Annotated in this window: 18 protein-coding genes; 10 read left to right on the forward strand and 8 right to left on the reverse strand. The window is 67.8% G+C overall.

Annotation, left to right across the window (positions count from 1 at the left end; genetic code table 11):
* The first annotated feature begins 148 nt into the window (after positions 1 to 148).
* From P7V53_RS15815 to P7V53_RS15845, 7 genes are all read left to right on the forward strand, one after another.
* Positions 149 to 1,453 carry an aspartate aminotransferase family protein gene (locus P7V53_RS15815; RefSeq protein ID WP_280150328.1) on the forward strand — a complete coding sequence of 435 codons (1,305 nt, stop codon included), beginning with the start codon at positions 149 to 151 and terminating at the stop codon, positions 1,451 to 1,453.
* A 49-nt stretch (positions 1,454 to 1,502) separates the two neighbouring features.
* Positions 1,503 to 2,825, forward strand: a complete 1,323-nt coding sequence (locus P7V53_RS15820) for an FAD-binding oxidoreductase (RefSeq protein WP_280150329.1) — start codon at positions 1,503 to 1,505, stop codon at positions 2,823 to 2,825.
* A 67-nt stretch (positions 2,826 to 2,892) separates the two neighbouring features.
* Positions 2,893 to 3,672, forward strand: a complete 780-nt coding sequence (locus tag P7V53_RS15825) for a gamma-glutamyl-gamma-aminobutyrate hydrolase family protein (RefSeq protein WP_280150330.1) — start codon at positions 2,893 to 2,895, stop codon at positions 3,670 to 3,672.
* An 80-nt stretch (positions 3,673 to 3,752) separates the two neighbouring features.
* The gene (locus P7V53_RS15830; RefSeq protein ID WP_280150331.1) at positions 3,753 to 5,120 is read left to right on the forward strand and encodes a glutamine synthetase family protein; all 1,368 of its coding nucleotides are present in this window, start codon (positions 3,753 to 3,755) and stop codon (positions 5,118 to 5,120) included.
* Positions 5,121 to 5,127: 7 nt separating this feature from the next.
* Positions 5,128 to 6,504 carry an aspartate aminotransferase family protein gene (locus tag P7V53_RS15835; RefSeq protein WP_280150332.1) on the forward strand — a complete coding sequence of 459 codons (1,377 nt, stop codon included), beginning with the start codon at positions 5,128 to 5,130 and terminating at the stop codon, positions 6,502 to 6,504.
* Between the two features lie 13 nt (positions 6,505 to 6,517).
* The gene (locus P7V53_RS15840; protein ID WP_280150334.1) at positions 6,518 to 8,023 is read left to right on the forward strand and encodes an aldehyde dehydrogenase; all 1,506 of its coding nucleotides are present in this window, start codon (positions 6,518 to 6,520) and stop codon (positions 8,021 to 8,023) included.
* Positions 8,020 to 8,958, forward strand: coding sequence for a DMT family transporter (locus P7V53_RS15845; RefSeq protein WP_280150335.1), 939 nt, complete (start codon positions 8,020 to 8,022; stop codon positions 8,956 to 8,958). Before P7V53_RS15840 ends, P7V53_RS15845 begins: the two co-directional genes overlap by 4 nt.
* On the opposite strand, the gene P7V53_RS15850 is transcribed toward P7V53_RS15845, so the two are convergent.
* From P7V53_RS15850 to P7V53_RS15885, 8 genes are all read right to left on the reverse strand, one after another.
* A complete protein-coding gene (locus tag P7V53_RS15850) occupies positions 8,900 to 11,131 on the reverse strand; it encodes a response regulator (protein ID WP_280150337.1) in 2,232 nt (743 codons plus the stop codon). The genes P7V53_RS15845 and P7V53_RS15850 overlap by 59 nt on opposite strands.
* A complete protein-coding gene (locus P7V53_RS15855) occupies positions 11,128 to 17,460 on the reverse strand; it encodes a HAMP domain-containing protein (RefSeq protein WP_348273435.1) in 6,333 nt (2,110 codons plus the stop codon). Before P7V53_RS15855 ends, P7V53_RS15850 begins: the two co-directional genes overlap by 4 nt.
* 340 nt (positions 17,461 to 17,800) lie before the next feature.
* Positions 17,801 to 18,817 (reverse strand): tRNA dihydrouridine(20/20a) synthase DusA, encoded by a 1,017-nt coding sequence (dusA, locus tag P7V53_RS15860; RefSeq protein WP_280150338.1) that lies wholly within the window; start codon positions 18,815 to 18,817, stop codon positions 17,801 to 17,803.
* 28 nt (positions 18,818 to 18,845) lie between these two features.
* Positions 18,846 to 19,850, reverse strand: coding sequence for a lysylphosphatidylglycerol synthase domain-containing protein (locus P7V53_RS15865; protein ID WP_280150339.1), 1,005 nt, complete (start codon positions 19,848 to 19,850; stop codon positions 18,846 to 18,848).
* On the reverse strand, positions 19,847 to 21,079 hold the full coding sequence (gene clsB / locus P7V53_RS15870) for a cardiolipin synthase ClsB (protein ID WP_280150341.1): 1,233 nt from the start codon (positions 21,077 to 21,079) through the stop codon (positions 19,847 to 19,849). Before clsB ends, P7V53_RS15865 begins: the two co-directional genes overlap by 4 nt.
* Entirely contained in the window at positions 21,076 to 21,807 is a 732-nt protein-coding gene (locus P7V53_RS15875; RefSeq protein WP_348273482.1) for an endonuclease/exonuclease/phosphatase family protein, read from the reverse strand. Before P7V53_RS15875 ends, clsB begins: the two co-directional genes overlap by 4 nt.
* A gap of 293 nt (positions 21,808 to 22,100) precedes the next feature.
* Entirely contained in the window at positions 22,101 to 22,349 is a 249-nt protein-coding gene (locus P7V53_RS15880) for a hypothetical protein (RefSeq protein WP_280150343.1), read from the reverse strand.
* Between the two features lie 142 nt (positions 22,350 to 22,491).
* Positions 22,492 to 23,391 (reverse strand): LysR substrate-binding domain-containing protein, encoded by a 900-nt coding sequence (locus tag P7V53_RS15885; protein ID WP_280150344.1) that lies wholly within the window; start codon positions 23,389 to 23,391, stop codon positions 22,492 to 22,494.
* Positions 23,392 to 23,520: 129 nt separating this feature from the next.
* On the opposite strand from P7V53_RS15885, the gene P7V53_RS15890 reads away from it, so the two are divergent.
* The 3 genes from P7V53_RS15890 (at position 23,521) to P7V53_RS15900 (ending at position 26,173) form a co-directional block, all read left to right on the forward strand.
* Entirely contained in the window at positions 23,521 to 24,489 is a 969-nt protein-coding gene (locus tag P7V53_RS15890) for a tripartite tricarboxylate transporter substrate binding protein (RefSeq protein ID WP_280150345.1), read from the forward strand.
* Between the two features lie 62 nt (positions 24,490 to 24,551).
* A complete protein-coding gene (locus P7V53_RS15895) occupies positions 24,552 to 25,250 on the forward strand; it encodes an RraA family protein (protein WP_280150346.1) in 699 nt (232 codons plus the stop codon).
* Positions 25,247 to 26,173 carry an NAD(P)-dependent oxidoreductase gene (locus P7V53_RS15900; RefSeq protein WP_280150347.1) on the forward strand — a complete coding sequence of 309 codons (927 nt, stop codon included), beginning with the start codon at positions 25,247 to 25,249 and terminating at the stop codon, positions 26,171 to 26,173. Before P7V53_RS15895 ends, P7V53_RS15900 begins: the two co-directional genes overlap by 4 nt.
* The last annotated feature ends 22 nt before the right edge of the window (positions 26,174 to 26,195 follow it).

Consider the following 26,195-nt stretch of genomic DNA (forward strand, 5'->3'; position numbering starts at 1 on the left):
GCGGGGGTTCTCTTCGCATAATGTGCCGTCAACTGGTCGAAGGCGCGCATGATATTGCGCAGAGGGCTTCCGGCGACGTGATTCAGCAAGCAAATTGCCATCGTCCCACACTAGACTGGCTCGTCGCCCTCACCCCTGGAGTTTGCCCATGCCCGACGATATGGACGCCTACTGGATGCCCTTCACGGCCAACCGCCAGTTCAAGAAGGCGCCTCGCATGCTCTCGCGTGCCGAAGGCATGCATTTCTGGACCCCCGAGGGTCGGCAAGTGCTCGATGCTGTCGCCGGTCTGTGGTGCGTCAACGCGGGCCACGGCCGCAAGAAGATCGTCGAGGCGATCCAGCGGCAGGCCGCTGAGATGGATTTCGCGCCGCCGTTCAACATGGGACACCCCAAGGCCTTCGAGCTCGCGCAGCGGCTGGTCGAGCTGACCCCTCAGGGCATCAAAAAGGTCTTCTTCACCAACTCGGGATCCGAGTCGGTGGAGACCGCGTTGAAGATGGCGATCGCCTATCACCGCGTGCGCGGCGAAGGCCAGCGCACGCGGCTCATCGGTCGCGAGCGCGGCTACCACGGCGTGAACTTCGGCGGAATCTCGGTAGGCGGCATGGTGGCGAACCGCAAGATGTTCGGCACGCTGCTCGCCGGTGTCGACCATCTGCGACACACGCACGATGCGCGAAACCTCTTCAGCCGCGGCCAGCCCGAACACGGCGTGGAGCTGGCGGACGACCTGGAGCGGCTGGTCGCGCTGCACGACGCCTCGACCATCGCCGCGGTCATCGTCGAGCCGGTGGCCGGGTCCACCGGCGTGCTGATCCCGCCCAAGGGCTACCTGCAGCGGCTGCGCGAGATCTGCGACAGGCACGGCATCCTGCTGATCTTCGACGAGGTCATCACCGGCTTCGGACGACTCGGCTCACCCTTCGCGGCGACCCATTTCGGCGTGACGCCCGACCTGATGACGGTGGCCAAGGGCCTGACCAACGGCGCCGTCCCGATGGGCGCCGTGTTCGCCAAGCAGCAGATTCACGATGCCTTCATGAATGGACCCGAGCACCTGATCGAGTTCTTCCACGGCTACACCTATTCGGCGCACCCCCTCGCGTGCGCGGCCGGCCTGGCCACGATGGAGACCTATGCCGACGAGGGGCTGCTCACGCGCGGCGCCCAGATGGCGGAGACCTTCCAGTCGGCAGTGCATTCGCTGCGCGACCTGCCCAACGTCATCGATGTGCGCAACATCGGCCTGGTCGGCGGCATCGAGCTGGCCCCGATTGCCGGCGACCCGGGCAAGCGCGCCTTCTCGGTCTTCCTCGACTGCTGGGAGAAGGGCCTGCTGGTGCGCACCACCGGCGACACGGTGGCGCTGTCGCCGCCGCTGATCATCGAGAAGCAGCACATCGACCAGATCGTCGGCACGCTGGCCGACGCCATCAAGCGCGCCGCCTGAACGCGACCGCCTGCCACACCCGACCGAGGGCCTGCCTAGCGCATACCGTATGAGCTTCCTGAGCGCCGACCGCGATCTCAGCCGGAATTCGTACTACGCCACGACAACGCCGCGGCGGCAGACCTTTGCGAGCCTGAACGAGCGCATCGACTGCGACGTCGCGGTGGTAGGAGGCGGGCTCGCGGGACTTTCCGGAGCGGTCGAGCTGGCCGATCGCGGCTACCAGGTGGCGCTGCTCGAAGCCAGGCAGGTGGGCTGGGGGGCCTCGGGTCGCAACGGCGGGCAAGTGATCGCGGGCCTGGCCTGCGACCAGACGACGGTCGAGGCGCTCGTCGGCGTCTCCGAAGCCCGACGCATCTGGGCGATGACGCTCGAAGCCGTGGAGCTGGTGCACGCGCGGCGGCGGCGCTTCGGGATCGAGTGCGAATGGCAGTCCGGCTTCCTGTCGGTCGCGGTGGGCGCGAAGAAAGCGCGCGAGCTGCAGCGCTGGCAGGCCGACATGGCCGATCACTACGGCCACGAGACGACGTGGATAGCGCGCGCGGACCTGCCGCAGTGGATTGCCAGCCCGCGCTACCACGCCGGGCTGTACGACGTGCGTTCCGGCCACCTGAATCCGCTGAAGTACTGCCTGGGCCTGGCCGAGGCAGCATCAGCCCTGGGCGTTCGCATCTTCGAGAACTCGCCGGCCACCCGCCTCGTGCCCGGGCCCACGATCGTGCTGAAGACGGATTCGGGCGAAGTGCGAGCCCAGCACGTGCTGCTCGCCGGCAACGTGTACCTGCACGGCCTGGCGCCCGTGCTGGAGCCCCGGATCATGCCGGTCGGCACCTACATCGCGGCCTCGCAGGTGATGGATCCGGCGCTCGCGTCGTCCCTGCTGCCGTCGCGCGCCGCGGTGTCCGACACGAATTTCGCGCTCGACTATTTCCGGCCGACGACGGATCACCGCCTGCTGTATGGCGGGCGTGTGAGCTACAGCACCACCACGCCGCCGGGTCTGGAAGCGAGCATGCAGCGCCGCATGGCGCGCACCTTCCCGCAGCTTCGCGACACCAAGGTGGAATACGCCTGGGGCGGCTTCGTCGACATCTCGATGAACCGTGCGCCCGACTTCGGACGCCTTGCCGACCTGGTCGACGGCGCAGCGCGCGGTTTCGAGAACGTCTACTACCTGCAAGGCTTTTCCGGACACGGGCTTGCCCTCACCGGCCTGGCGGGCAAGCTCGTCGCGGAGGCCATCGAAGGCAACGCGAGCCGCTTCGACGCCTTCGCGCGCATTCGTCACCGGCCCTTCCCGGGCGGGCGTCTGCTGCGCATGCCGGCACTGGTGGCCGGCATGGCGTACTACCGGCTGAAGGACATGCTGTGACAGTCGACTCGATTGACTTCGCAAGGCCGACGGGCACACTCGTTGCTGATCTCTCCTGCACGGCACCATGAAGCGCAAACCCGTCGTGCTCATTCCCGCCTGCAACCGTGTGCTGGGCCAACACCCCTTCCATGTCGCGGGCAGGAAGTACGCTGAAGCCGTCCGACTCGCAGGCTGCCTGCCGCTCGTCGTGCCGGCCATCGCGTCCGACGAGGTCGACGACCTGCTCGACGTGGCCGACGGCGTCCTGCTGACCGGATCGCCCTCCAACGTGCACCCGATGCATTTCGGCGAGCCTGTGCTGGACGAGGCGCTTCCGCTGGACCCCGAGCGCGACCGCTGGACCTTGCCGCTGATTCCACGGGTGCTTGCCCGGGGCATTCCGCTGTTCGCGATCTGCCGCGGCTTCCAGGAGACCAACGTGGCGCTGGGCGGCAGCCTGCATCAGGCCGTGCACGAGGTGCCGGGACAGCACGATCACCGCGGCGCGTCGAACGCCGCGCCGGACGTCACCTATGGCGTGGCCCATGCGGTCGACGTGATGCCCGGCAGCCTGCTGGAGCGCCTCATCGGCCAACAGCGCTTCGAGGTGAACTCGGTGCACGGCCAGGGCGTGAACCGCCTCGCCGACGGGCTTCGGGTGGAAGCGTGCGCGCCCGATGGCCTCGTCGAGGCGTTCTCCGTCCCCAAGGCACCCGGATTCAATCTCTGCGTGCAGTGGCACCCCGAGTGGCAGGCGGCCAGCAACCCCGTCTCGCTGCGCCTGTTCCAGGCTTTCGGCGCCGCCTGCCAGTCCTACCGCGATCGTCACCGAGCGACCCACCCCGAAAGCGTGCCGGACCGATAGGTGTCCTTTGCGACGACCCTTCGGCCAACCCGCAACGCGACCTGCCTGCCCGCCGGCGCGACAGACTCAACAGGTGACTTATGGTGGTGAGAGACAACTTCACATTCAGCGAACTGGAACAGTGGCTCAACGAGCGCCGCGTGACGGAGATCGAGTGCCTGGTGCCCGACCTCACCGGCGTGGCGCGCGGCAAGATCCTCCCGAGAGAGAAGTTCACCGAGGACCGCGGCATGCGCCTGCCCGAGGCCATCGTGGCGATCGGCGTGACCGGCGAATTCCCCGAGGAGGGACCCTACAACGACGTGATTCACGTCACCGACCGCGACATGCACCTGCGGCCGGACCCGAGCACCGTGCGCATCGTGCCGTGGGCGGTGGATCCGACCGCGCAAGTGATCCACGACTGCTTCGATCGCGAGGGCAACATCATCCCGTATGCGCCGCGTTCGGTGCTCAAGCGCATCTGCGCGCTGTATGCCGCCGAAGGCTGGGACCCGGTGGTCGCGCCGGAGCTCGAGTTCTACCTGATCGAGCGCAACTCCGATCCCAACACGCCGCTGCGTCCACCCAAGGGCCGCAGCGGCCGCGCCGAGACATCGCGCCAGGCGTACTCGATCGATGCGGTCAACGAGTTCGATCCGCTGTTCGAGGACATCTACGCCTACTGCGAGCAGATGGAGCTCAACGTCGACACGCTGATCCACGAGGTGGGCGCGGGACAGATGGAGATCAACTTCTTCCATGCGCATCCGCTCGGGCTGGCCGACGAGGTGTTCTTCTTCAAGCGCACCATCCGCGAGGCCGCGCTGCGCCACGAGATGTACGCCACCTTCATGGCCAAGCCGATGGCGCACGAGCCCGGAAGCGCGATGCACGTGCACCAGAGCATCGTCAAGCAGAGCACCGGCAAGAACCTGTTCAGCAACGACGACGGCAGCCCGTCCAAGGAGTTCTACTGGTACATCGGCGGGCTGCAGAAATACACGCCGGCCGCGATGGCGCTGGTCGCGCCGTACGTCAATTCCTATCGCAGGCTGGCGCGCTCGACGGCGGCACCCATCAACATCCAGTGGGGAACCGACAACCGCACCGTGGGCATCCGCTCGCCGGTCGCTTCGCCGGCGTCGCGGCGCATCGAGAACCGCGTGATCGGTGCCGATGCCAACCCGTACGTCGCGCTCGCCGCAACCCTCGCCTGCGGCTACCTCGGCATGAAGAACCGCATCGAGCCGTCGCCCGAATGCATGGGCGACGCGTACCAGTCGGAGTACCAGCTGCCGCGCTCGCTGTCGGAGGCGCTGAGCTGGCTGGCCGACGAGAAGGAGCTGCACGACGTGCTGGGCAAGGAGTTCATCACCGTCTACTCCGAGGTCAAGGAGATCGAGCACGCCGAGTTCATGAAAGTGATCTCGCCGTGGGAGCGCGAACACCTGCTGCTGCACGTCTAGAGAACACATGAAAGAAAAAAGCACCGCCGAGTGGCAGGCCGCCGATGCGGCCCACTACCTGCATCCGTTCACCGACTTCAAGTCGCTCGCGGCCAAGGGTTCGCGCATCGTCACCCGGGCCGACAACATCTACCTGTGGGACAGCGACGGCCAGAAGATCCTCGATGCGATGTCGGGACTGTGGTGCGTCAACGTCGGCTACGGACGGCGCGAGCTGATCGAGGCGGCGACGGCGCAGCTCAAGCAGCTGCCCTTCTACAACTCGTTCTTCCAGACCGCCACGCCGCCGGCGATCGCGCTGGCCGAGTTGCTGGCCGAGGTGACGCCGCCGCAGTTCCGCCACGTGTTCTTCTCCGGCTCGGGCTCGGAGGGCAACGACACGGTCGTGCGCATGGTCCGCCGCTACTGGGACATCCAGGGACACCCCGAGCGCGACGTGATCATCAGCCGGCACAACGGCTACCACGGCTCCACCATGGCCGGCGCCTCGCTCGGCGGCATGTGGGGCATGCATGCGCAGGGCGGGCTGCCGATTCCCGGCATCGTGCACATCGAGCAGCCCTGCTGGTTCGAGCTGGGCCAGGCGATGAGCCGCGACGACTTCGGCATCAAGGCTGCCGGCTGGCTCGAAGCCAGGATCCTCGAGGTCGGTCCCGACAAGGTGGCGGCCTTCATCGGGGAGCCGGTGCAAGGCGCCGGCGGCGTCATCGTGCCGCCCTCGACCTACTGGCCCGAGATCCAGCGCATCTGCGACAAGTACGGCGTGCTGGTCATCTCCGACGAAGTCATCTGCGGCTTCGGGCGCACCGGCCACTGGTTCGGCTGCGAGACCTTCGACTTCCGGCCCGACCTGATGACCTTCGCCAAGGGCGTGACCTCGGGCTACATCCCGCTGGGCGGCGTGATGGTGGGCGAGCGCGTGGCCAAGGCGCTGATCGAACAGGGCGGCGAGTTCCACCACGGCTACACCTACAGCGGCCACCCGGTGGCCTGCGCGGTCGCCATCGCCAACATCGGCGTGATCCGGCGAGAAGGGCTGGTCGAGCGCGTGCGCAACGAGCTCGGCCCTTACCTCGCGCGCCAGTTCGAGGCCCTGGCCGAGCATCCGCTCGTCGGCGAAGCGCAGACCTGCGGGATGATGGGCGCCCTGCAACTGGTGCGCAACAAGGCGAGCAGCGAGAGCTTCGATGCGAGCCTGGAGGTCGGCATGGTGTGCCGCGGCCACTGCTTCGGCAACGGGCTCATCATGCGTGCCGTGGGCGACCGCATGATCGTCGCGCCGCCACTGGTCATGACCTTGGGGCAGATCGACGAGATGGTCGCACTGATCCGCCGCTGCCTCGACCTGACGCTGGCCGATGTCAAGCAGCGCGGCTGGATGTGAATCGGAGACAGCCATGAACAAGCCGGCGATCGATTGGCGCCAACGCGCCTCCTCCCTCAGCTTCGACGGACGCGCCTTCATCGGCGGACAGCGTGTGCCGGCGCACGGCGGCGAGACCTTCGATTGCGTCTCTCCGATCGACGGTCGCGTGCTGACGCAGGTGGCGCGCGGACGCCAGGCCGACATCGACGCGGCGGTGGGCGCGGCGCGGATGGCGTTCGACGACGGCCGCTGGGCCCACAAGCCGCCGGCGCAGCGCAAGCGCATCCTGCAGCGCTTCGCGGAACGCATCCTGGCGGCGAAGGAGGAGCTGGCGCTGCTCGAGACGCTCGACATGGGCAAGCCGGTGCAGCACAGCCTGGGCGTCGACGTGCAGTCCGCGGCGCGCACCATCGCCTGGTACGCCGAGGCGGTCGACAAGGTCTACGACGAGGTGGCGCCCACGCCGCGCAACAGCCTGGCGCTGATCACGCGCGAGCCGATGGGCGTCATCGGCGCCGTCGTGCCGTGGAACTACCCGATGCTGATGGCCAGCTGGAAGTTGGGGCCGGCGCTGGCCGCGGGCAACAGCGTGGTGCTCAAGCCGAGCGAGAAATCGCCGCTCAGCGCGCTGCGCCTGGCCGAGCTCGCGCTCGAAGCCGGACTGCCCGAAGGCGTGTTCAACGTCGTGCCGGGCTACGGCCACGAAGCCGGCGAGGCGCTCGCGCTGCACATGGACGTGGATGCGATCGGCTTCACCGGCTCGACGCGCGTCGGCCGCCGCATGCTCGAGTACGCCGGCCGCAGCAACCTGAAGCGCGTGTACAACGAGCTGGGCGGCAAGTCGGCGTTCGTCGTGTTCGAGGATTTCGCCGACGTGCAGCGTGCCGCGACGACGGTGGCGGCCAGCATGTTCTTCAACCAGGGCGAGAGTTGCAACGCGCCATCGCGGGTCTTCGTGCACGAGCGCCTGGCCGACGAGTTCGTGGGCATCGTCGCCGGGGAGGCGCCGAAGTACCAGCCGGGCGACCCTTTGTCGGGCAGCGCCGAGATGGGCGCCATCGTCGACGACGTGCAGCTGCGCAGCGTGCTGGGCTATATCGAATCGGGCCACGGCGAGGGGGCGGCCGTCGTCGCCGGCGGCAAGCGGGCGCGGACCGACAGCGGTGGCTACTACGTCGAGCCGACCGTGTTCGACCGCGTCGGCAACGACATGAAGATCGCCCGCGAGGAAATCTTCGGGCCGGTGCTGTCGGTGATCCGCTTCCGCACCGAGGACGAGGCCGTTCGCATGGCCAACGACAGTCCCTATGGGCTGCAGGCGAGCGTGTGGAGCGACAACATCAACCGCGCCCACCGCGTCGCGCGTGCGCTGCGCGCCGGCACCGTGCACGTCAACCAGTACGACGAGGACGACATCACCGTGCCTTTCGGCGGCTACAAGCAGAGCGGCAACGGGCGCGACAAGTCGCTGCACGCGTTCGACAAGTACACGGAGCTCAAGACCACCTGGGTGCGGATCGATCCGGCGCAGGCATGACCGCGCCCCACCGCCCCTGGCTGTCCTACCTGTGTCTCGGTTCCGCCATGGCGCTGGTCGGCAGCTATGTCGGCCTGTCCAAGCTGCTGGTCGTCGTCTTTCCCATCTTCCTGCTCGCCTGGCTGCGCTTCGGCATTGCCGCGTTGGCGATGGCGCGCTGGGTCAAGCGAGCGGATGCGGAAGCACCGCTGAGCCGGCACGACCGCCGCCTGCTGTTCCTCGAGTCCTTCCTGGGCAATTTCCTGTTCTCCATCTGCATGCTGTTCGGCGTGGCGATGACCTCGGCGTTGGCGGCCGGCGTGATCATGGCGGCGATCCCAGCGGTGGTGGCCCTGCTCTCGCGCGTCTTCCTCGACGAGCGCATCCCGGCCCGAGTCGCCCTGGGCATCGCCTGCGCCGTCGGCGGCATCGCCCTGGTCTCGGTGGTGCGCCACGATGCCGGCGATGGCGGCGGCTCGCTGCTCGGCAACCTGCTGCTGCTCGGCGCGGTGGTGTGCGAGGCCAGCTATGTCGTGATCGGCAAGCGGCTCACCGGCAACGTCTCGGCCAAGCGCATCAGCGCGCTGGTGAACCTGTGGGGACTGGTGCTGGTGACGCCGCTCGGCATGTGGCAGGCGCTGCGCTACGACTTCGGCGGCGTGCCGGTCGCGTCATGGGGCCTGCTGCTGTTCTATTCGCTGACCGCCAGCGTCTTCACCGTCTGGCTGTGGATGACCGGCCTGCGGCACGTGCCCGCCTCGTCGGCAGGCGTGTTCACGGTATTCCTGCCGGTCAGCGCCGCGGCCGTCGGCGTGGCGGTGCTCGGCGAGCGCTTCAGCGGCGTGCAGGCAGCGGCCTATGGGCTGGCGCTCGCGGGCGTGGTGCTGGCCACTTGGCCTACGGGGCCGTCTGGATCTCCTGCGACGCCGTGGCTGCGCCGGGCCACTCGGCGATGAGCTGCACCAGCACGCGCGGGTCCGTCGGCTTGACGAAGTGCCGGTCGAAGCCGGCATCGATGGCACGCAGCTGGTCCTCCTTCTGCCCGTAGCCGGTCAGCGCGACGATCAGGGCGTCGCGCGTGGCCGGCATCTTGCGCATGCGGCGCGCCACTTCGTAGCCGTTCATCACCGGCAGGCCGATGTCGAGCACGACGATCTGCGGCGCGAACACGGGCACGCAGGCGAGCGCCTGCTGGCCGTCGCCGACCGCCTTCACCTCGTGCCCTTCGAGCTGCAAATACTGGGCGATGCTCTCGGCCGCATCCTGGTTGTCGTCGACGATCAGGATGCGGCGGCCGTTCACGCGGGCCACCGGATGCGGGCGCTCCGACGACGCATCGTCGGCGCGCGGCACGACGCTCACGCAGGGAATCGTCACGATGAACTCGGCTCCCTTCTTCACGCCCTCGCTTTTCGCCTCGACGGAGCCGCCGTGCAGCTCGACCAGCCGGCGCGCGAGCGTGAGGCCGACGCCGAGGCCGCCTTGCATGCGGTCCAGCGAGCGAGCGCCTTGCGCGAACAGGTCGAAGATGCGCGGCAGCAGCGCTGCGTCGATGCCGATGCCGTTGTCCCGTACCGTGATCTGCGCCTGGCCGCCGTCCACGCGCAGGGCGAGGTGGATGCGGCCGCCGTCCTCGCTGTACTTGGCCGCGTTGTGCAGCAGGTTGGACACGACCTGGGCCAATCGCGCGAAGTCGCCCTGCAGCCACACGGGCGTGTCGGGCAGCTCCAGCGTCAGCATGTGGCCGCGCGCCTCGATGAACGGCTGCGCTGTCTCGACGCTCTGCGAGATCACCGCGGCCAGGTCCACCGGTTCCTTGTTCAGCTGGATCTTGCCCTGACTGATGCGCGCCACGTCCAGCAGCTCCTCCACCAGCCGGGTCAGGTGTCGCACCTGGCGGTCCATGACGTCGCCCGCCCAGTTGAACTTCGGATCGGGCGGTGCGATGCGGCGAATCACCTCCAGCGCATTGCGGATGGGTGCCAGCGGGTTGCGCAGCTCGTGCGAGAGCATGGCGAGGAACTCGTCCTTGCGCTGGTTGGCCTCCTGCAGCTCGGCCTCGGCAGCGCGTCGCTCGACGATCTCGGACTGCAGGCTGCGGTAGAGATGGGCATTCTCGAAGGCGATGGCCGCGCGGCTGGCCAGCTCCTCGAGCGCGGCCCAGTCGCGCACCGCATGGCCCGGCGCCGCCTGCTCTGCACCGACCATCAGCACGCCGAGCACACGCTCGCCGATCATCAGAGGCACCGTGACGGCCGCGCGCAGCGCGAGCGGTCCGCTCAGGCCGAAGGCCTCGGACCCCATGCGGCGCAGCGCATTCGGATGCAAGGTGATGCGCTGCTTGACCTGGACGGCCTGCTGCAAGGCTTCCTGGACGGCCGACGGCAGCCCGCGGCCGTCCACGCGGACCAGCGTCGTCGCCTCGCCCTCGCGCGAGGCGGCCACCATCACCTCGCTCATCGGCCGGTCGTCGTCGAGCAGCTGCAGCACGGCCAGCGTCGCCACCTCCGGCACCGCGAGCTCCAGCAGCAGGCGGGCGCCGACGCTCACGTCCAGCGAGCCGCTGAGCACGCGGCTCGCGTGCGAGAGGAAGTTGGAGCGGCGGTCGTTCTCCTCCGCGACGCGGCGCGCTGCTTCGGCGGCGACCAGGGCGACGCGCTCGTCGGCCTGGCGGCGCACGCGCCGCTGCATCTGGTGCAGCTCGACGAATACCTTGACCTTGCTGCGCAGCATCTCCGGCACGACCGGCGAGAGGATGTAGTCGACCGCGCCGAGCGAATAGCCCTTGGCGGTCTGCATCTCGTCGGCATAGGCGGTGATGAAGATGATCGGCGTGTGGGCCGAGCGCTTGTACTTGCGAATCAGCGACGCGGTCTCGAAGCCGTCGATGTCCGGCATGTTGACGTCGAGCAGGATGACAGCGAACTCCCGGTGCAGCACCTCGCGCAGCGCCTCGCTGCCCGAATTGACGAACACCAGGTTCTGCCCCAGGTCCTCGAGCACGGTGCCGAAGACCAGCAGCTTCTCGGGCAGGTCGTCGACGATCAGGATGTTCGACTTGTCGTCACTGCGGTCGATGTCGTCATCGGCCGCAGCGCCCGTCGCCGGTGCATCCTGCCGCGGATTCATTTGCACAGCCAGCTCCGCAGCACGACCAGCAGGTGGGCGGTGTCCACCGGCTTGGAGAGGTAGTCCCAGGCGCCGGCCTCGATGCACTTCTCGCGGTCGCCCTTCATCGCCTTGGCCGTGACGGCGACGATGGGCAGGTTCTTGCCGCGCGGCAGCTTGCGGATTTCCTTCATGGTCGCGATGCCGTCCATCTCCGGCATCATGATGTCCATCAACACGATGTCGATGCTGGGATCGGCCTCCACCAGGCGGATCGCATCCCGGCCATTGTCTGCCGAGACGATCACCATGCCCTGGTCGTCGAGCACCGTGGCCAGCGCGAAGATGTTGCGCATGTCGTCGTCGACGATCAGCGCCTTCTTGCCCTCCAGCACACGCTGCGCGTCGTACAGCGCCTGCACCGACTGCCGTTCCTGCTCGGACATCGCCGCCGTGCCGCGGTGCAGGAAGAACGCCGTCGCATCGAGCAGCCTTTCGAGCGAATAGGCCTCGCGAAGCGCGAAGGCGCTGTGCGCACGCCGCCACTGAGCGCCGACGGGCGTGCCGGGCTCGCAGTACAGCACGATCGGGAGCTGCCGGAACAGCGGCCGGCCCTCCTGCGTCTCGATGACATCCTCGGGGCCGAAGCCGGGCACGGCCCCGTCGGTGACCAGGCAGTCGATGCCGCCGTCCGACAGCAGGCTGCGGGCTTGCAGCGCCGTCGTGGCCAGCTCGATCTGCGTGTCGGTGTCGAGGCAGCTGAGGTACTCCTCGCGCAGCGGCGAGTCTTCCATCAGCACCAGCAGCCGCTTCGCGCTGCGATCGGCGAACTGATAGAGGTGGCCGAGCGCCTCGTCGACGATGTCCAGCGACTGCAGCGGCTTGGTCAGGAACCCGATGGCGCCGGAGTTGAGCGCGCGCTGCCGCGAGTCGTCGGTGGACACCACGCAGATCGGGATGTGCCGCGTGGCGAGATCGCCCTTCAGCCGCTCGAGGATGCGCCAGCCTTCCATGTCGGGCAGGAAGATGTCGAGCGTGATGACGGAGGGCTGATATTCGCGCGTCATCGCCAGCGCGCCGGCGCCGGTGGTGCTCACCAGACCCTTGAAGCCGTTCTTGCGGGCCGCCTCGAGCAGCACCTTGGCGAAGCCGAGGTCGTTCTCGACGATCAGCAGCACCTTGTCGCCGGCGAGGATGTCGATGCGGTCGTCCTCGGCCGCGTTGTCGCTGAACGGCGTCGCCTCGAGCTCGTGCAGGCCCGAGTCGAGCGGCGCGATGTCGCTCGGCTGCCATTGCGGCGCCTTGCGCGCCTCCTCGCGCTCCACGTCGCGCTGCCGCTCGGCCATCGCCTTGGCTTCGATCTCGTGCGACGAGCGGCCGTGGCGCGCGCTGCGCGCCGGGCTGTAGCTCTGCGGCAGGTACAGCGTGAAGGTGCTGCCCTCCGAGGGCGCGCTCACCAGCCTGATCTCGCCGCCCAGCAGGCGCGAGAGCTCGCGGCTGATCGCCAAGCCGAGGCCGGTGCCGCCGTACTTGCGCGAGGTGGAGCCGTCGGCTTGCTGGAAGGCCTCGAAGATGATCTGCTGCTTGTCCGGCGAGATGCCGATGCCGGTGTCGGACACCGAGAAGGCGAGCACCTGGCCGGCGCGGTTGAGCTCCTCGTTGTCGCGCGACCAGCCGCTTTCGGCCTGCGAGATCGTCAGCGTGACCTGCCCCTGGTGGGTGAACTTGAACGCGTTGGACAGCAGGTTCTTGATGATCTGCTGCAGCCGCTTGACGTCGGTGATCACCGTCTTGGGCAGCGGCTGGATGGCGTTGAGCACGAAGTCGACGTGCTTGTTCTCGGCGACGTGGCGGAAGCTGCGGTCGACCGAGCGCTGCAGGTCGTCCAGCCGCAGCTCGGACACATCGACCGCCACGGTGCCCGACTCGATCTTCGACAGGTCGAGGATGTCGTTGATCAGCATCAGCAGGTCGTTGCCCGACAGATGGATGGTCTTGGCGAACTCCACCTGCTTGGGCAGCAGGTTGCCCTCGGCGTTCTTGCACAGCTGGTCCGACAGGATCAGCAGGCTGTTCAGCGGCGTGCGCAGCTCGTGCGACATGTTGGCCAGGAACTCCGACTTGTACTTGGAGGTGAGCGCCAGTTGCTCGGCCTTCTCCTCCAGCGCCTGGCGGGCCTGCTCCACTTCGCGGTTCTTGCGCTCCACCTCCTGGTTCTGGTGGGCGAGCAGGCGGGCCTTCTCCTGCAGTTCCTCGTTGGTCTGCTGAAGTTCCTGCTGGCGGCTCTGCAGCTCCTGCGCCAGCGACTGCGACTGCATCAGCAGGTCCTCGGTGCGCATGTTGGCCGCGATCGTGTTGATCACGATGCCGATCGATTCGGTGAGCTGGTCGAGGAAGGCCTGGTGCGCCGGGTTGAAGCGTTCCAGCGACGCCAGCTCCAGCACGCCACGCACCTCGCCTTCGAACACCACCGGCAGCACGAGCACGTCGAGCGCGGCGTTCTCCGACAGGCCGGTCGCGATGCGGAAGGCGCTGCTCGGCACATTGGTGAGCAGGATCTTGCGCTTCTCGATGGCGCACTGGCCGACCAGGCCCTGGCCCAGCTCGAGCTCCTTGCCGTGCGAGTGCTGGCCGCCCGAGGCATAGCTGGCGAACAGCTTGAGCCGCGGCTGGGCCTCGGCGCTCGTCAGCACGTAGAACTCCGCCTGCTGCGCGCCGACCACCGGCGCGAGCTCCGACAGGATCAGCTGGCCGACCGTGACCAGGTCCTTCTGGCCCTGCAGCATGCGCGAGAACTTGGCGAGGTTGGTCTTCAGCCAGTCCTGTTCGGTGTTCTTCTGGGTGGTGTCCTTCAGGTTGCGGATCATCTCGTTGATGGTGTCCTTCAGCGCGGCCACCTCGCCCTGCGCCTCCACCGTGATCGAGCGTGTCAGGTCGCCCTGCGTCACGGCGGTCGCCACCTCGGCGATCGCGCGCACCTGGGTCGTCAGGTTGGCGGCGAGCTGGTTCACGTTCTCCGTCAGGCCCTTCCACGTGCCCGCGGCGCCTGGCACCTTGGCCTGGCCCCCGAGCTTGCCTTCGACGCCGACCTCGCGTGCCACCGTCGTCACCTGGTCGGCGAAGATGGCCAGCGTGTCGGTCATGCTGTTGATGGTGTCGGCCAGCGCGGCGATCTCGCCCTTGGCTTCCACCGTCAACTTCTGCTTCAGGTCGCCGTCGGCCACCGCCGTCACCACCTTGGCGATGCCGCGGACCTGCGAGGTCAGGTTGCCCGCCATGAAGTTCACCGACTCGGTCAGGTCGCGCCAGGTGCCGGACACACCGCGCACCTGCGCCTGGCCGCCGAGTCGACCTTCGGTGCCGACCTCGCGCGCCACGCGTGTCACTTCGGCGGCGAACGACGACAGCTGGTCCACCATGGTGTTGATGGTGGCCTTCAGCTCCAGGATCTCGCCCTTCACGTCGACGGTGATCTTCTTGGACAGGTCGCCCGCGGCCACGGCCTTGGTCACGTCGGCGATGTTGCGCACCTGGGACGTGAGGTTGGACGCCATGAAGTTCACCGAGTCGGTGAGGTCCTTCCAGGTGCCGGCCACGCCCTGCACGTCGGCCTGGCCGCCCAGCTTGCCTTCGGTGCCCACCTCGCGCGCCACCCGCGTCACCTCGGCGGCGAACGATCGCAGCTGGTCCACCATGGTGTTGATGGTGTTCTTCAGCTCGGAGATCTCGCCCTTCACGTCCACCGTGATCTTCTTGGACAGGTCGCCCTTGGCCACCGCGGTGGTCACCTCGGCGATGTTGCGCACCTGGGACGTGAGGTTGCCGGCCATGAAGTTGACCGACTCGGTCAGGTCCTTCCAGGTGCCGGCCACGCCCTGCACGTCGGCCTGGCCGCCCAGCTTGCCTTCGGTGCCCACCTCGCGCGCCACCCGCGTCACCTCGGCGGCGAACGATCGCAGCTGGTCCACCATGGTGTTGATGGTGTTCTTCAGCTCGAGGATCTCGCCCTTCACGTCCACCGTGATCTTCTTGGACAGGTCGCCCGCCTGCACGGCCTTGGTGACGTCGGCGATGTTGCGCACCTGCGACGTGAGGTTGGACGCCATCAGGTTGACCGACTCGGTCAGGTCCTTCCAGGTGCCCGCCACGCCCTGCACGTCGGCCTGGCCGCCCAGCTTGCCCTCGGTGCCCACCTCGCGCGCCACGCGCGTCACCTCGGCGGCGAACGACGACAGCTGGTCCACCATGGTGTTGATGGTGTTCTTCAGCTCGGAGATCTCGCCCTTCACGTCCACCGTGATCTTCTTGGAGAGGTCGCCCGCCGCCACCGCGGTGGTCACCTCGGCGATGTTGCGCACCTGGGACGTGAGGTTGCCGGCCATGAAGTTCACCGACTCGGTCAGGTCCTTCCAGGTGCCGGCCACGCCCTGCACGTCGGCTTGGCCGCCCAGCTTGCCTTCGGTGCCCACCTCGCGCGCCACGCGCGTCACCTCGGCGGCGAACGATCGCAGCTGGTCCACCATGGTGTTGACCGTGTTCTTCAGCTCGAGGATCTCGCCCTTCACGTCCACGGTGATCTTCTTGGACAGGTCACCGGCGGCCACCGCCTTGGTCACGTCGGCGATGTTGCGCACCTGCGATGTGAGGTTGCCGGCCATCGAGTTGACCGAGTCCGTCAGGTCCTTCCAGGTGCCCGACACGCCGCCCACCTCCGCCTGGCCGCCGAGCCGGCCTTCGGTGCCGACCTCGCGCGCCACGCGTGTCACTTCGGCGGCGAACGACGACAGCTGGTCCACCATGGTGTTGATGGTGGCCTTCAGCTCCAGGATCTCGCCCTTCACCTCCACGGTGATCTTCTTGGACAGGTCGCCCGCCTGCACGGCCTTGGTCACGTCGGCGATGTTGCGCACCTGCGACGTGAGGTTCGATGCCATGGAGTTGACCGAGTCGGTGAGGTCCTTCCAGGTGCCGGCCACGCCCTGCACGTCGGCCTGGCCGCCCAGCTTGCCTTCGGTGCCCACCTCGCGCGCCACCCGCGTCACCTCGGCGGCGAACGATCGCAGCTGGTCCACCATGGTGTTGATGGTGTTCTTCAGCTCGGAGATCTCGCCCTTCACGTCCACCGTGATCTTCTTGGAGAGGTCGCCCGCCGCCACCGCGGTGGTCACCTCGGCGATGTTGCGCACCTGGGACGTGAGGTTGCCGGCCATGAAGTTGACCGACTCGGTCAGGTCCTTCCAGGTGCCGGCCACGCCCTGCACGTCGGCCTGGCCGCCCAGCTTGCCTTCAGTGCCCACCTCGCGCGCCACCCGCGTCACCTCGGCGGCGAACGATCGCAGCTGGTCGACCATGGTGTTGATGGTGTTCTTCAGCTCGAGGATCTCGCCCTTCACGTCCACCGTGATCTTCTTGGACAGGTCGCCGGCGGCCACCGCCTTGGTCACGTCGGCGATGTTGCGCACCTGCGATGTGAGGTTGCCGGCCATCGAGTTGACCGAGTCCGTCAGGTCCTTCCACGTGCCCGACACGCCTTCCACACGCGCCTGGCCGCCCAGCGAGCCTTCGGTTCCCACCTCGCGCGCCACCCGCGTCACTTCCGACGCGAACGATCGCAGCTGGTCCACCATCGTGTTGATCGTGTTCTTCAGCGTGAGGAACTCGCCCTTCACGTCGACCGTGATCTTCTTCGACAGGTCGCCCTTGGCCACCGCGGTGGTCACGTCGGCAATGTTGCGGACCTGGTCGGTCAGGTTGCCGGCCATCGAGTTGACCGAGTCGGTCAGGTCCTTCCAGGTGCCGGCCACGCCCTTCACCTTCGCCTGGCCGCCCAGCTTGCCTTCCGTTCCCACCTCGCGCGCCACGCGCGTCACTTCGGCGGAGAAGTTGCCGAGCTGCTCGACCATCTTGTTGATGGTCTTGGCGGTGCGCAGGAACTCGCCCTCCAGCTCGCGGCCTTCGACCTCCAGCGCCATCGACTTCGAGAGGTCGCCCTGCGCCACCGCGCCGATCACGCGCGCCACTTCGGAGGTCGGGTGGACCAGGTCATCGATCAGGGCATTGACGCACTGGACCTGCTCGCCCCAGAAGCCGCGCGCTTCTGGCAGCGAGGCGCGCTGCTTGAGCTTGCCTTCCTTGCCGACCACTTGACGAAGGCGCGACAGCTCGTCCGCCATGGCAGCGTTGAGTTCCACCACCTCGTTGAAGGCGTCGGCCACCTTGCCCGGCAGGCCGGTCCAGTGGGCCGGCAGGCGGACGGTCGCATCTCCCTTGCGCAGCGCGGTCAGCGCATTCAGCAACGCCGAAAGCTCCTCGGCGGGGGCCAGGAGCGAAGCTTCATCGTAGGCAATCATCGAATGTCCCGTTGGTGGACGCCCGGTCCGGGACAGCAGCGGACTGGACGAGCAAACACATCAGATCGGCGGTCCCGATATCCCCCAGAAGGCAAGCGCGCCGGCGCATCGGAGTGTGGTTATGCGTTGGCGCCCATCCACTGCACGCGCAGCGCAGGAGCACGGCCCATGCCACCCGCACGGGATGTGCAGAAGTACACGAAGTGATGCCTGTTACCCCACGAAATGCAGTGTTATCCCTGTGAAGGATTCGCGCACGCGCAGCTCTCACCGGCAAGTTTTGCTGTTGCCTTTGCAAGCGGCTGCCGTTTGCGCCTGAGGGTAATCTCCGAGGCGCGGCTCAGCGTGCGAGTTCCGCGGCGGGCGTTCGCAGGGGTTCACGCGCCTGCGACGCCTGCACTGCGACCTCTCGCGGCGGCATGTGCTTCAGCCGGTGATCCGACCACACCTGCCGCCAGCGCCGGGCGCCGGGCAAGCCGTTCCACAACCCCAGCATGTGGCGCGCCACCCTTCCCCACGGGTCTCCGGCCGAGACGCAGCGCTCCATGTAGTCGACCATCCGCTGCTCCACTTCCGCCCGCTCGCGTCGGCGTGCCGGCGCGCCGAAGAAGCGCTCGTCCCATTGCGACATCAGCCAGGGGTTGTGGTAGGCCTCGCGGCCCACCATCACGCCGTCGATGTGCGCCAGGTGACCGGCGATCTGCGCTTCGTCGGTCACCCCGCCGTTGAGGCAGATCGTGAGGTCGGGAAAGTCGCGCTTGAGGCGGTACACGGTCTCGTAGCGCAGCGGCGGCACCTCGCGGTTCTCCTTCGGGCTGAGCCCCTTGAGCCAGGCGTTGCGCGCATGGACCATGAAGACCTCGCAGCCGGCCTCGGACACCTGGCCGACGAAGTCACGCACGAACTCATAGCTCTCCGTGCGGTCGATGCCGATGCGGTGCTTCACCGTGACTGCGATGCTCACGGCGTCGCGCATCGCCTTGACCCCGTCGGCCACCGTGTCCGGCTCGGCCATCAGGCAAGCGCCGAAGGCGCCGCGCTGCACCCTTTCGCTGGGACACCCGCAGTTCAGGTTGACCTCGTCGTATCCCCAGCGCTCGGCCAGCTTCGCCGCATGCGCCAAGTCATGGGGTTCGCTGCCGCCCAGCTGCAGCGCGACCGGATGCTCCTCGGCGTTGAAGTCGAGATGTCGCGGCACGTCACCGTGCAGCAGCGCGCCGGTGGTGACCATCTCGGTGTAGAGCCGCGTGCGCTGCGTCAGCTGGCGATGAAAGTAGCGGCAGTGGCGGTCGGTCCAGTCCATCATGGGCGCGATGGACAGGCGCCAGGGGCTGTGCGGCGTGGCGGAAGGTGGCATGCGGCGATTTTCCCATCGCCTCCACGCTTCACGAACGCTTGCGCTTGAGGCGCGACTCCAGCCAGCCGTAGGCGATGCCCGCGACGATCAGCGGTCCGATGAAGTACACCGCGCGGTACGCGAGCAAGGCGCCCAGCAGCTGCGACTCCGGCACGCGGTGCCCGAGCAGCGCGATGAACACCGCCTCCAGCACGCCGAGGCCCGCGGGGATGTGCGTCGCCGTGCCGGCGATGCAGGCCAGCAGCAGCGTCGCGAGAACGGTGCCGTAGCCCGGCGCGGGCTGCGCGTGCGGCATCAGCGTGTAGACGATCCCGGCCATCAGCATCCAGTTGGTCGCGCCCAGGGCCATTTGCGCGGCCGCCATGCGCAGGCTCGGCAGGTCGAACTCGTGCCCGCGGATCGTCAGGTGGCGCCGCGGTGCAAAGGCGCACAGCAGCAGGTAGCCGGCGGCGCATGCCATCAGCACGACGCCGACCCAGCGCAGGCCGCGGTCGCTGAGCTCCCACTGCGGGGGCAGGTCGAGGCCGTAGAACGCGAACGCCGCGCCGGCCACGGCCAGGTAGCCGGTCCAGTTGCTGGCCAGCGTCGAGAGGTACAGCCGCGCAGTCGTCGGCGTGTCGACACCGAGCTGGGAATACAGCCGGTATCGAAAGCCGATGCCGCCGAGCCAGACACCGAGGTTCAGATTGAACGAGTAAGAGATGGACCCGACCATCCCGGTCAGCGCAGCCGGCAGCGTGTGGCCGCTGTAGCGGCGCGCGACCAGCTCGTAGGCGGCATAGACGCAATAGCTGCATGCGGCCAGCGCTGCGGCGATGGCCAGCGTCCCGGGGCGATAGGCCTGCAGCGTCGCGAGCACCGTATCCCAGTCCAGCGTGCGCGCCAGCCGCGCCAGCACATAGATCACCAGTGCAAAGAAGGCGCAGGTGAGAATGCGCACGGCCCAGACCCGCCATGCGGGTCTCGCGGCGGCGCGCTCGCGCGGGTCACGCGTCCCGTGCACCTCGGTCGGATGGGTTCCGGCGCGGCTCATCGGCTCGGGTCCAGCGGATGGCGCGCATCGAGCGCGCCGGAATGGGCAGCGACGGATTCGACTCGCGGCCGGTGCGGCGGCAGCAGCTGCGCCCAGCTCGGAAAGCGGCGCAGGAAGTGGAAGACCACGGTGCTCACCAGCACGCGCCAACCGGTGTGCGGCGGACGGCTGTGCGTCTCGACCCGCGTGCAGTGCTCGTCGATCAGCCGCTGCATGTGCTCGCGCAGCTCGGCGTTGAAGCCGCGGTGGCGGATGATGACGTTGGCCTCGAGGTTGAGCGCCAGGCTCAGCGGATCGAGGTTGCTCGAGCCGATGGTGGACCACTCGTCATCCACCAGCGCGACCTTTCCGTGCAGGGGCCGGCGGCAATATTCGTGGATCGAAACGCCGGCAGCCAGCAGGTCGGGATACAGCAGGCGGGCGCCGAAGGACACGATCTGCATGTCGGGCTTGCCCTGCACGATGAGCGTCACGTCGACGCCGCGCCGCGCCGCCTTGCGCATCTCGTTCAGCAGTCGGTAGCCGGGGAAGAAGTACGCGTTGGCGATGATCACTTCGCGCCGCGCCGCGCGGATGGCCGCGCGGTAATGGCGCTCGATGTCGTTGGGATGCCGGTCGTTGTCGCGGGTGACGAGCATCGCCTGCGCGTCGCCGGCGCGCGGCACCTCGAACGTCGTCGGCGCGGGGCGGCGGAAGGGCCAGCGCGCCCGCGACGGCAGGGTGCGCACCGCGAGCCGATGGATCGGGGCCACCAGCGGGCCTTCGATCTTCACCGCGTAGTCCTGCTTCGCCTCGGGACCGTAGTCTCCCAGGTGGTCGGCGGAGTAGTTGATGCCGCCGACGAACGCCAGGACGCCGTCGACGACCACCATCTTGCGATGCAGCCGGCGAAACACCTTGATCCGGTAGCGGCCGAAGAGCTTGGGGCACGGATCGAACACATGCAGCCGGACCCCGCTGGCGGTGAGCCCCGCGATGTAGTCCTCGGACAGGTCCGGCGAGCCATAGCCGTCGATGGTGAGGTCGATGCTGACGCCGCGCAGGGCGGCTTCGATGAGCACATCGCGCAACTCGCGGCCGACCTTGTCGTCGAACAGGATGAAGGTCTCGATCAGCACCTCGCGCCGGGCCCGGCGGATGGCGTCGAAGACGGCGGGGAAGAACTCCTCGCCGTTTTCCAGCAGCTCGAAACGGTTGCCGTCGATCCAGCGCGGGCGGTTGCGCGTCATAGGGCGATCTCCGCGGCCAGGGGCGCATGGTCCGAGAGATGCGACCACGGACGACTGCTCAGCACGCGCGGTCGCTGGGCGGTGACGTGGCGCACATAAATGCGGTCCAGAGGCAGCATCGGCCAACGTGCCGGGAATGTCCGGGCCGCCCGGCCCAGCGTCTCCACGAAGGCCTCGTGCAGCCCGCAGCGCTGCAGCATGGAGTGGGCCTTCAGCCGCCAATCGTTGAAGTCGCCGGCGATGACCAGGGGAGCATCCTTCGGGATCATGGTGTCGATCAGCGTGCACAGCATCTGCAGCTGCTCGTTGCGGTGATGCTCCCGCAGGCCAAGGTGCACGCAGATCGCGTGCAGAGGAGGCAGCGGCTCGGGCAGCTGCAGCACGCAATGCAGCATGCCGCGCCGCTCGCTGTCGCTGCCGACCGAAACATCATGGTTGGCGTGATTCAGGATCGGAAACTTCGACAGCAGCGCGTTGCCATGGTGGCCCGCCGGGTACACCGCGTTCTGGCCATATGCGTAGTCCTTCCAGACCGTGTCGGCCAGGAATTCGTAGTGGGAGCCGCTGGGCCAGTCGACGAAGCGGGTCGCGTTCAGCTCATGGCTGCCCTGCACTTCCTGCAGGAAGACAATGTCGGCCGACTCGTTTCGCACGGCATCGCGTAAATCCTTCAGCACGAAGCGACGGTTGAACAAGTCGAAACCTTTGTGGATGTTCACCGTCAGCACGGTCAACGGCCGTGGAGCAGTTGGGGCAGTCAAGGTCATCGTGTTCGCTCATGGCGGGCACCTGCCGACTATCGGCAATCAGGACTCCTGCGCGTGTAGGACGACACCGGCAGGCCTTGCCGGCAACCGTCGCTGGCCGGCAGATCGTCGATACCCCCGACGAGAGGACGTGCGTTACGAGAAGCTCGCGTACCAGGCGACGTAAGCGACGCACAGCAGCGAGACGGCACCGTAGGCCGCTGCGACCAGGCGCTGTGGCAGGCGGGCAGGCGGGCGAAGCTCCATGCCGATGCCTATCGCGTCGTGGGCGGCTTGCCGGCGGCATCACGCCTCAGGAAGGACCAGGGCCGGATTTCCGGGCCGCACAGCGGCGGGATCGTGGCGGGGTCTTCGTTGGCGCAGGAACGCAGCTCCTGGGCGAGCCTGGCCGCGTCTTCTCTGGGCAGGGCCTTGAGCGTGTCGAGCAGCGCGGACTCCAGCACCCGATGCCGGGCCAGAAGTGCCCTGATTTCCGCGCCGAGCCTGGTTTCCGTGTCACGCACCGTCCACTCCTCGCCGTTGCCCCCCGGGACCTCCCGACTCGCTGTGCGACCGGTCCCTGCATGGGTATACGGCGCCGGGGGTGCAAATCGGACAGGCGCCATAGAGAACGGGCCCTAAAAAGGAGGCGTGGATCGGCGGAACTCACGACTCCACGTGCTTGCGGCGCGCTGCCCCGAAAAGATCGATGACTCGCGATGCGGCCGGCGACAGGAAGCTGTGGCTGCGGTATGTCACGACCAGCCGCCTGAGCATGACGGCATCCTTGACGGACACTTCCTTCAGCCCCGACTGCGCCGACGGCCCTGCCAGGTGGTGGCGCGAGATGAAGCTCAGCAACCCGGTCTGCTCGATCAGTGCCGGCAGCATCAGAAGCATCGTCGACTCGACCTGGACCCGGGGACGGGGCAGGCGCTTTCGGTCGAACGTGTGGTCAAGCCAGTCGCGCGTGGGTGCGCCGGGCGGCTGCAGTGCCCAGCGATAGGCAGTGAGGTCCTTCAAGGTCGGTCGACCACGAAACAGCTCGTGCTTGGCACTGGCCGCCACCACGATCGCATCCTGAGCCAGGACTCTCGACACGTAGCCTGCCTCGTCCGGGCCCTCCGTGCCCACCATCATGTCGATCTCGCCGGCGCGCAGCATGGGCCTGAGCGTGTCGATGAGCCCCACGACGGTTCGCAGCGTCACTTCCGGCGCATCCGCGAGCAGCTGACGCGCCACCGAGGGCAGGAGGAACTGTGCCGCGGTCGGCACGATGCCGATGCGCACATGGCCGGCCAGTCCCTTGCCGATCGCCGACAGCTCCCGTTTCGCATCCTCGACGTCGAAGCGCATCCGTTGCGCCCACGTCAGCAGCACCTTTCCCGCGGCCGTGAGCCGGATCCCGCGTCCGGACTTCTCGAACAGGGCCACGCCGCAGTCTGCTTCGAGGCGCCGGATGCTGCTGGTCAGCGCCGGCTGGGTCCGGTGCAGCTTCACTGCCGCGCGGCCGAGGTGCTCCAGCTGGGCGATGGTCTCGAAGTAGCGGAGGTCGCGAAGGTCCATATCGAAAGCCCGATTGATGGTTCTTCAAAAACTATCGATTGGACTGTAGGTGTCCCAACGCCAATACTCAAGCCCAGAGCAAAGGCCCGTATCCCACGGCGCCCCCAGCCGAAGACCCACGGAGACAGCATGAACTTCACCCGACGCACCCTTCTGGCGATCGCCGCAGCCACCCTCACCACTGGCGCCTTCGCGCAAGCCTGGCCTGCCAAGGCCATCCGCATCGTCGTCCCGTTCCCTCCCGGGGGCGGCACGGACATCATTGCCCGCGAGACGAGCCAGAACGTGGCAGCCGCCACCGGCTGGACGTTCGTCATCGACAACAAGCCTGGCGCGGGCGGCAACCTCGGCGTCGACGCGGTGGCGAAGGCGCCCGCCGACGGCTACACGATCGTGCTCGGGCAGACGAGCAACCTGGCGATCAACCCGACCCTCTACAGCAAGCTGCCCTACGACCCGCAGAAGGACCTGATGCCCATCGTCCTGCTCGCGGATGCACCGCTGGTCATGGTCACGGGCGCCAACTCCCCATACAAGGGCCTGGCCGATGCGGTGAATGCCGCCAAGGCCAAGCCGGGCGTCGTCAACTTCGCATCCCCCGGCAATGGCACGGTCGCGCACCTGACGAGCGAGTTGTTCCAGAAGGCCGCGGCAGTGAAGACTCAGCACGTGCCCTACAAGGGCGCGAACCAGGCGCTGACCGATGTGATCAGCGGCAACGTCGAGCTGTACATGTCGTCGGTGCCGACACTGCTCGGCCACATCAAGCAGGGGAAGCTGCGCGCCCTGGCCGTGACGTCGGCCAAGCGTGTCGACGACCTTCCCGACGTGCCGACCATCAACGAGTCCGGCTACAAGGGCTTCAATGCGGTGACGTGGTTCGGCCTGCTCGCGCCGGCCGGGACGCCGAAGGACATCGTGGCCCGGCTGAACGCCGAGTTCAACAAGGCCCTGCAGCAGCCTGCCCTGCGCAAGAAGCTCGGCGACGAAGGTGCCGATCCGGTGGGCGGGACGCCCGAGCAGTTCGCCACGCTGATCAAGGACGACATCGCCCGCTGGGGCAAGATCGTCAAGGAATCGGGCGCCAAGGTCGACTGACCCGCCCGTCGAACACCCGCACGCCGGCGCGTCCGCCGGCATCCCACAGGAGACCGACCATCATGAGTCAAGCCGCTGCATTGCCCGACGTCATCCGCGACATCGAACGCGTCGCCCCCGACGTTGTCGCCGAGGCCGCCAAGTTCCCTTCCTCGATCCTCGCCGACGTGGCCGGCCGCCGCGGCGCGTTGAGCGGCCGCATCACTGCGCTCGCCCCGTCGATGAGATTCGCCGGCCCCGCGATCACCGTGGAGGTGCGACCCGGCGACAACCTGATGATCCACGCGGCCCTGGCGATCGCCAAGCCGGGGGACGTCATCGTCGTCGACGGCAAGGGCGACCTCAGCAGCGCGCTGATGGGCGAGATCATGTGCCAGCAGGCCGTCGCGCTGGGCGTGGCCGCCGTCGTGATCGACGGCGCGGTGCGCGACAGCGAAGCCATCCGCGAGCTCGGCTTTCCGATGTACGCGGCGGGCCTCAACCCGAACGGTCCCACGAAGTTCGTGCCGGGCCGCCTCAATCATCCGATCTCGATCGGCGGCGTCAGCGTCAACCCGGGCGACCTGCTGGTGGGCGATGCCGACGGCGTCACGGTGATCGAGCGCGACAAGGCCGCCGCGATGCTGCCGCTGGCCGCGGAGAAGGTCGCGATGGAGACCGGGCGCATCGCCGACATCAAGAGCCGCAAGTCGCTTCGTCCCGGCTGGCTCGACGGCGCGCTGCGCGCGGCCGGCGTGATCAAGGAAGGAGAGACGCTGTGAGCGACCGCAAGCCCGTCTTCCTCGTCACCGGCAACGACCTGGCGCCGCAGGCGCTGGATCTGCTCAAGGACTACGAGATCGTGTTTGCTGGCAAGACGCCCACGGAGGACGACATCGTCGCGCTGTGCAAGCAGCGCGATCCGGTGGCGATCATCGTGCGCTACAGCAAGGTCGGTGCCGCCGCGATGGACGCAGCGCCCAGCCTGAAGGTCATCTCCAAGCATGGCAGCGGCACGGACACGATCGACAAGGCAGCCGCCAAGGAGCGCGGCATTCGAGTCGTCGCGGCGGTGGGGGCGAACGCCGCCGCTGTCGCGGAGCAGGCGCTTGCCCTGCTCCTGGCCGCTGCCAAGTCCGTCGTCACCCTCAATGACCGCATGCACTCCGGTCACTGGGACAAGGCCACGCACAAGAGCGTCGAGCTCGAGGGTCGCACGGTCGGTGTCATCGGCCTGGGCGCGATCGGACTGCGCTTCGCGCGCATGGCCGATGCGATGGACATGCGCGTCATCGGATTCGACCCGTACGCCAAGGATCTGCCGTCGTACATCACGCCGGTCGACCTGGACACGATCTGGCGAAAGGCTGACGCCATCTCGCTGCATTGCCCGCTGACCGCGGAGAACGCGAAGCTGCTCAATGCGAAGACGCTGGCCGCCTGCCGCAAGGGCGTGATCATCGTCAACACCGCACGCGGCGGACTGATCGACGAGCCTGCCCTGCTGGACGCCATTCGATCGGGCCGGGTCGCGAGTGCCGGACTCGACAGCTTCGCCGTCGAGCCGATGACGGCGCCGCATCCCTTCCATGGTGAACAGCGCATCACGCTCAGCCCGCACATCGGCGGTGTGACGGCCGACGCCTACGTGAAGATGGGCGTCGCCGCGGCGCAGAACGCGCTGGCGGTTCTGAACGCCGCTTGATGTGCCGGCTTCATGGCCGAGG

This window comes from Piscinibacter sp. XHJ-5, from assembly GCF_029855045.1.
In the GTDB taxonomy this organism is placed as follows: Bacteria; Pseudomonadota; Gammaproteobacteria; order Burkholderiales; family Burkholderiaceae_C; genus Albitalea.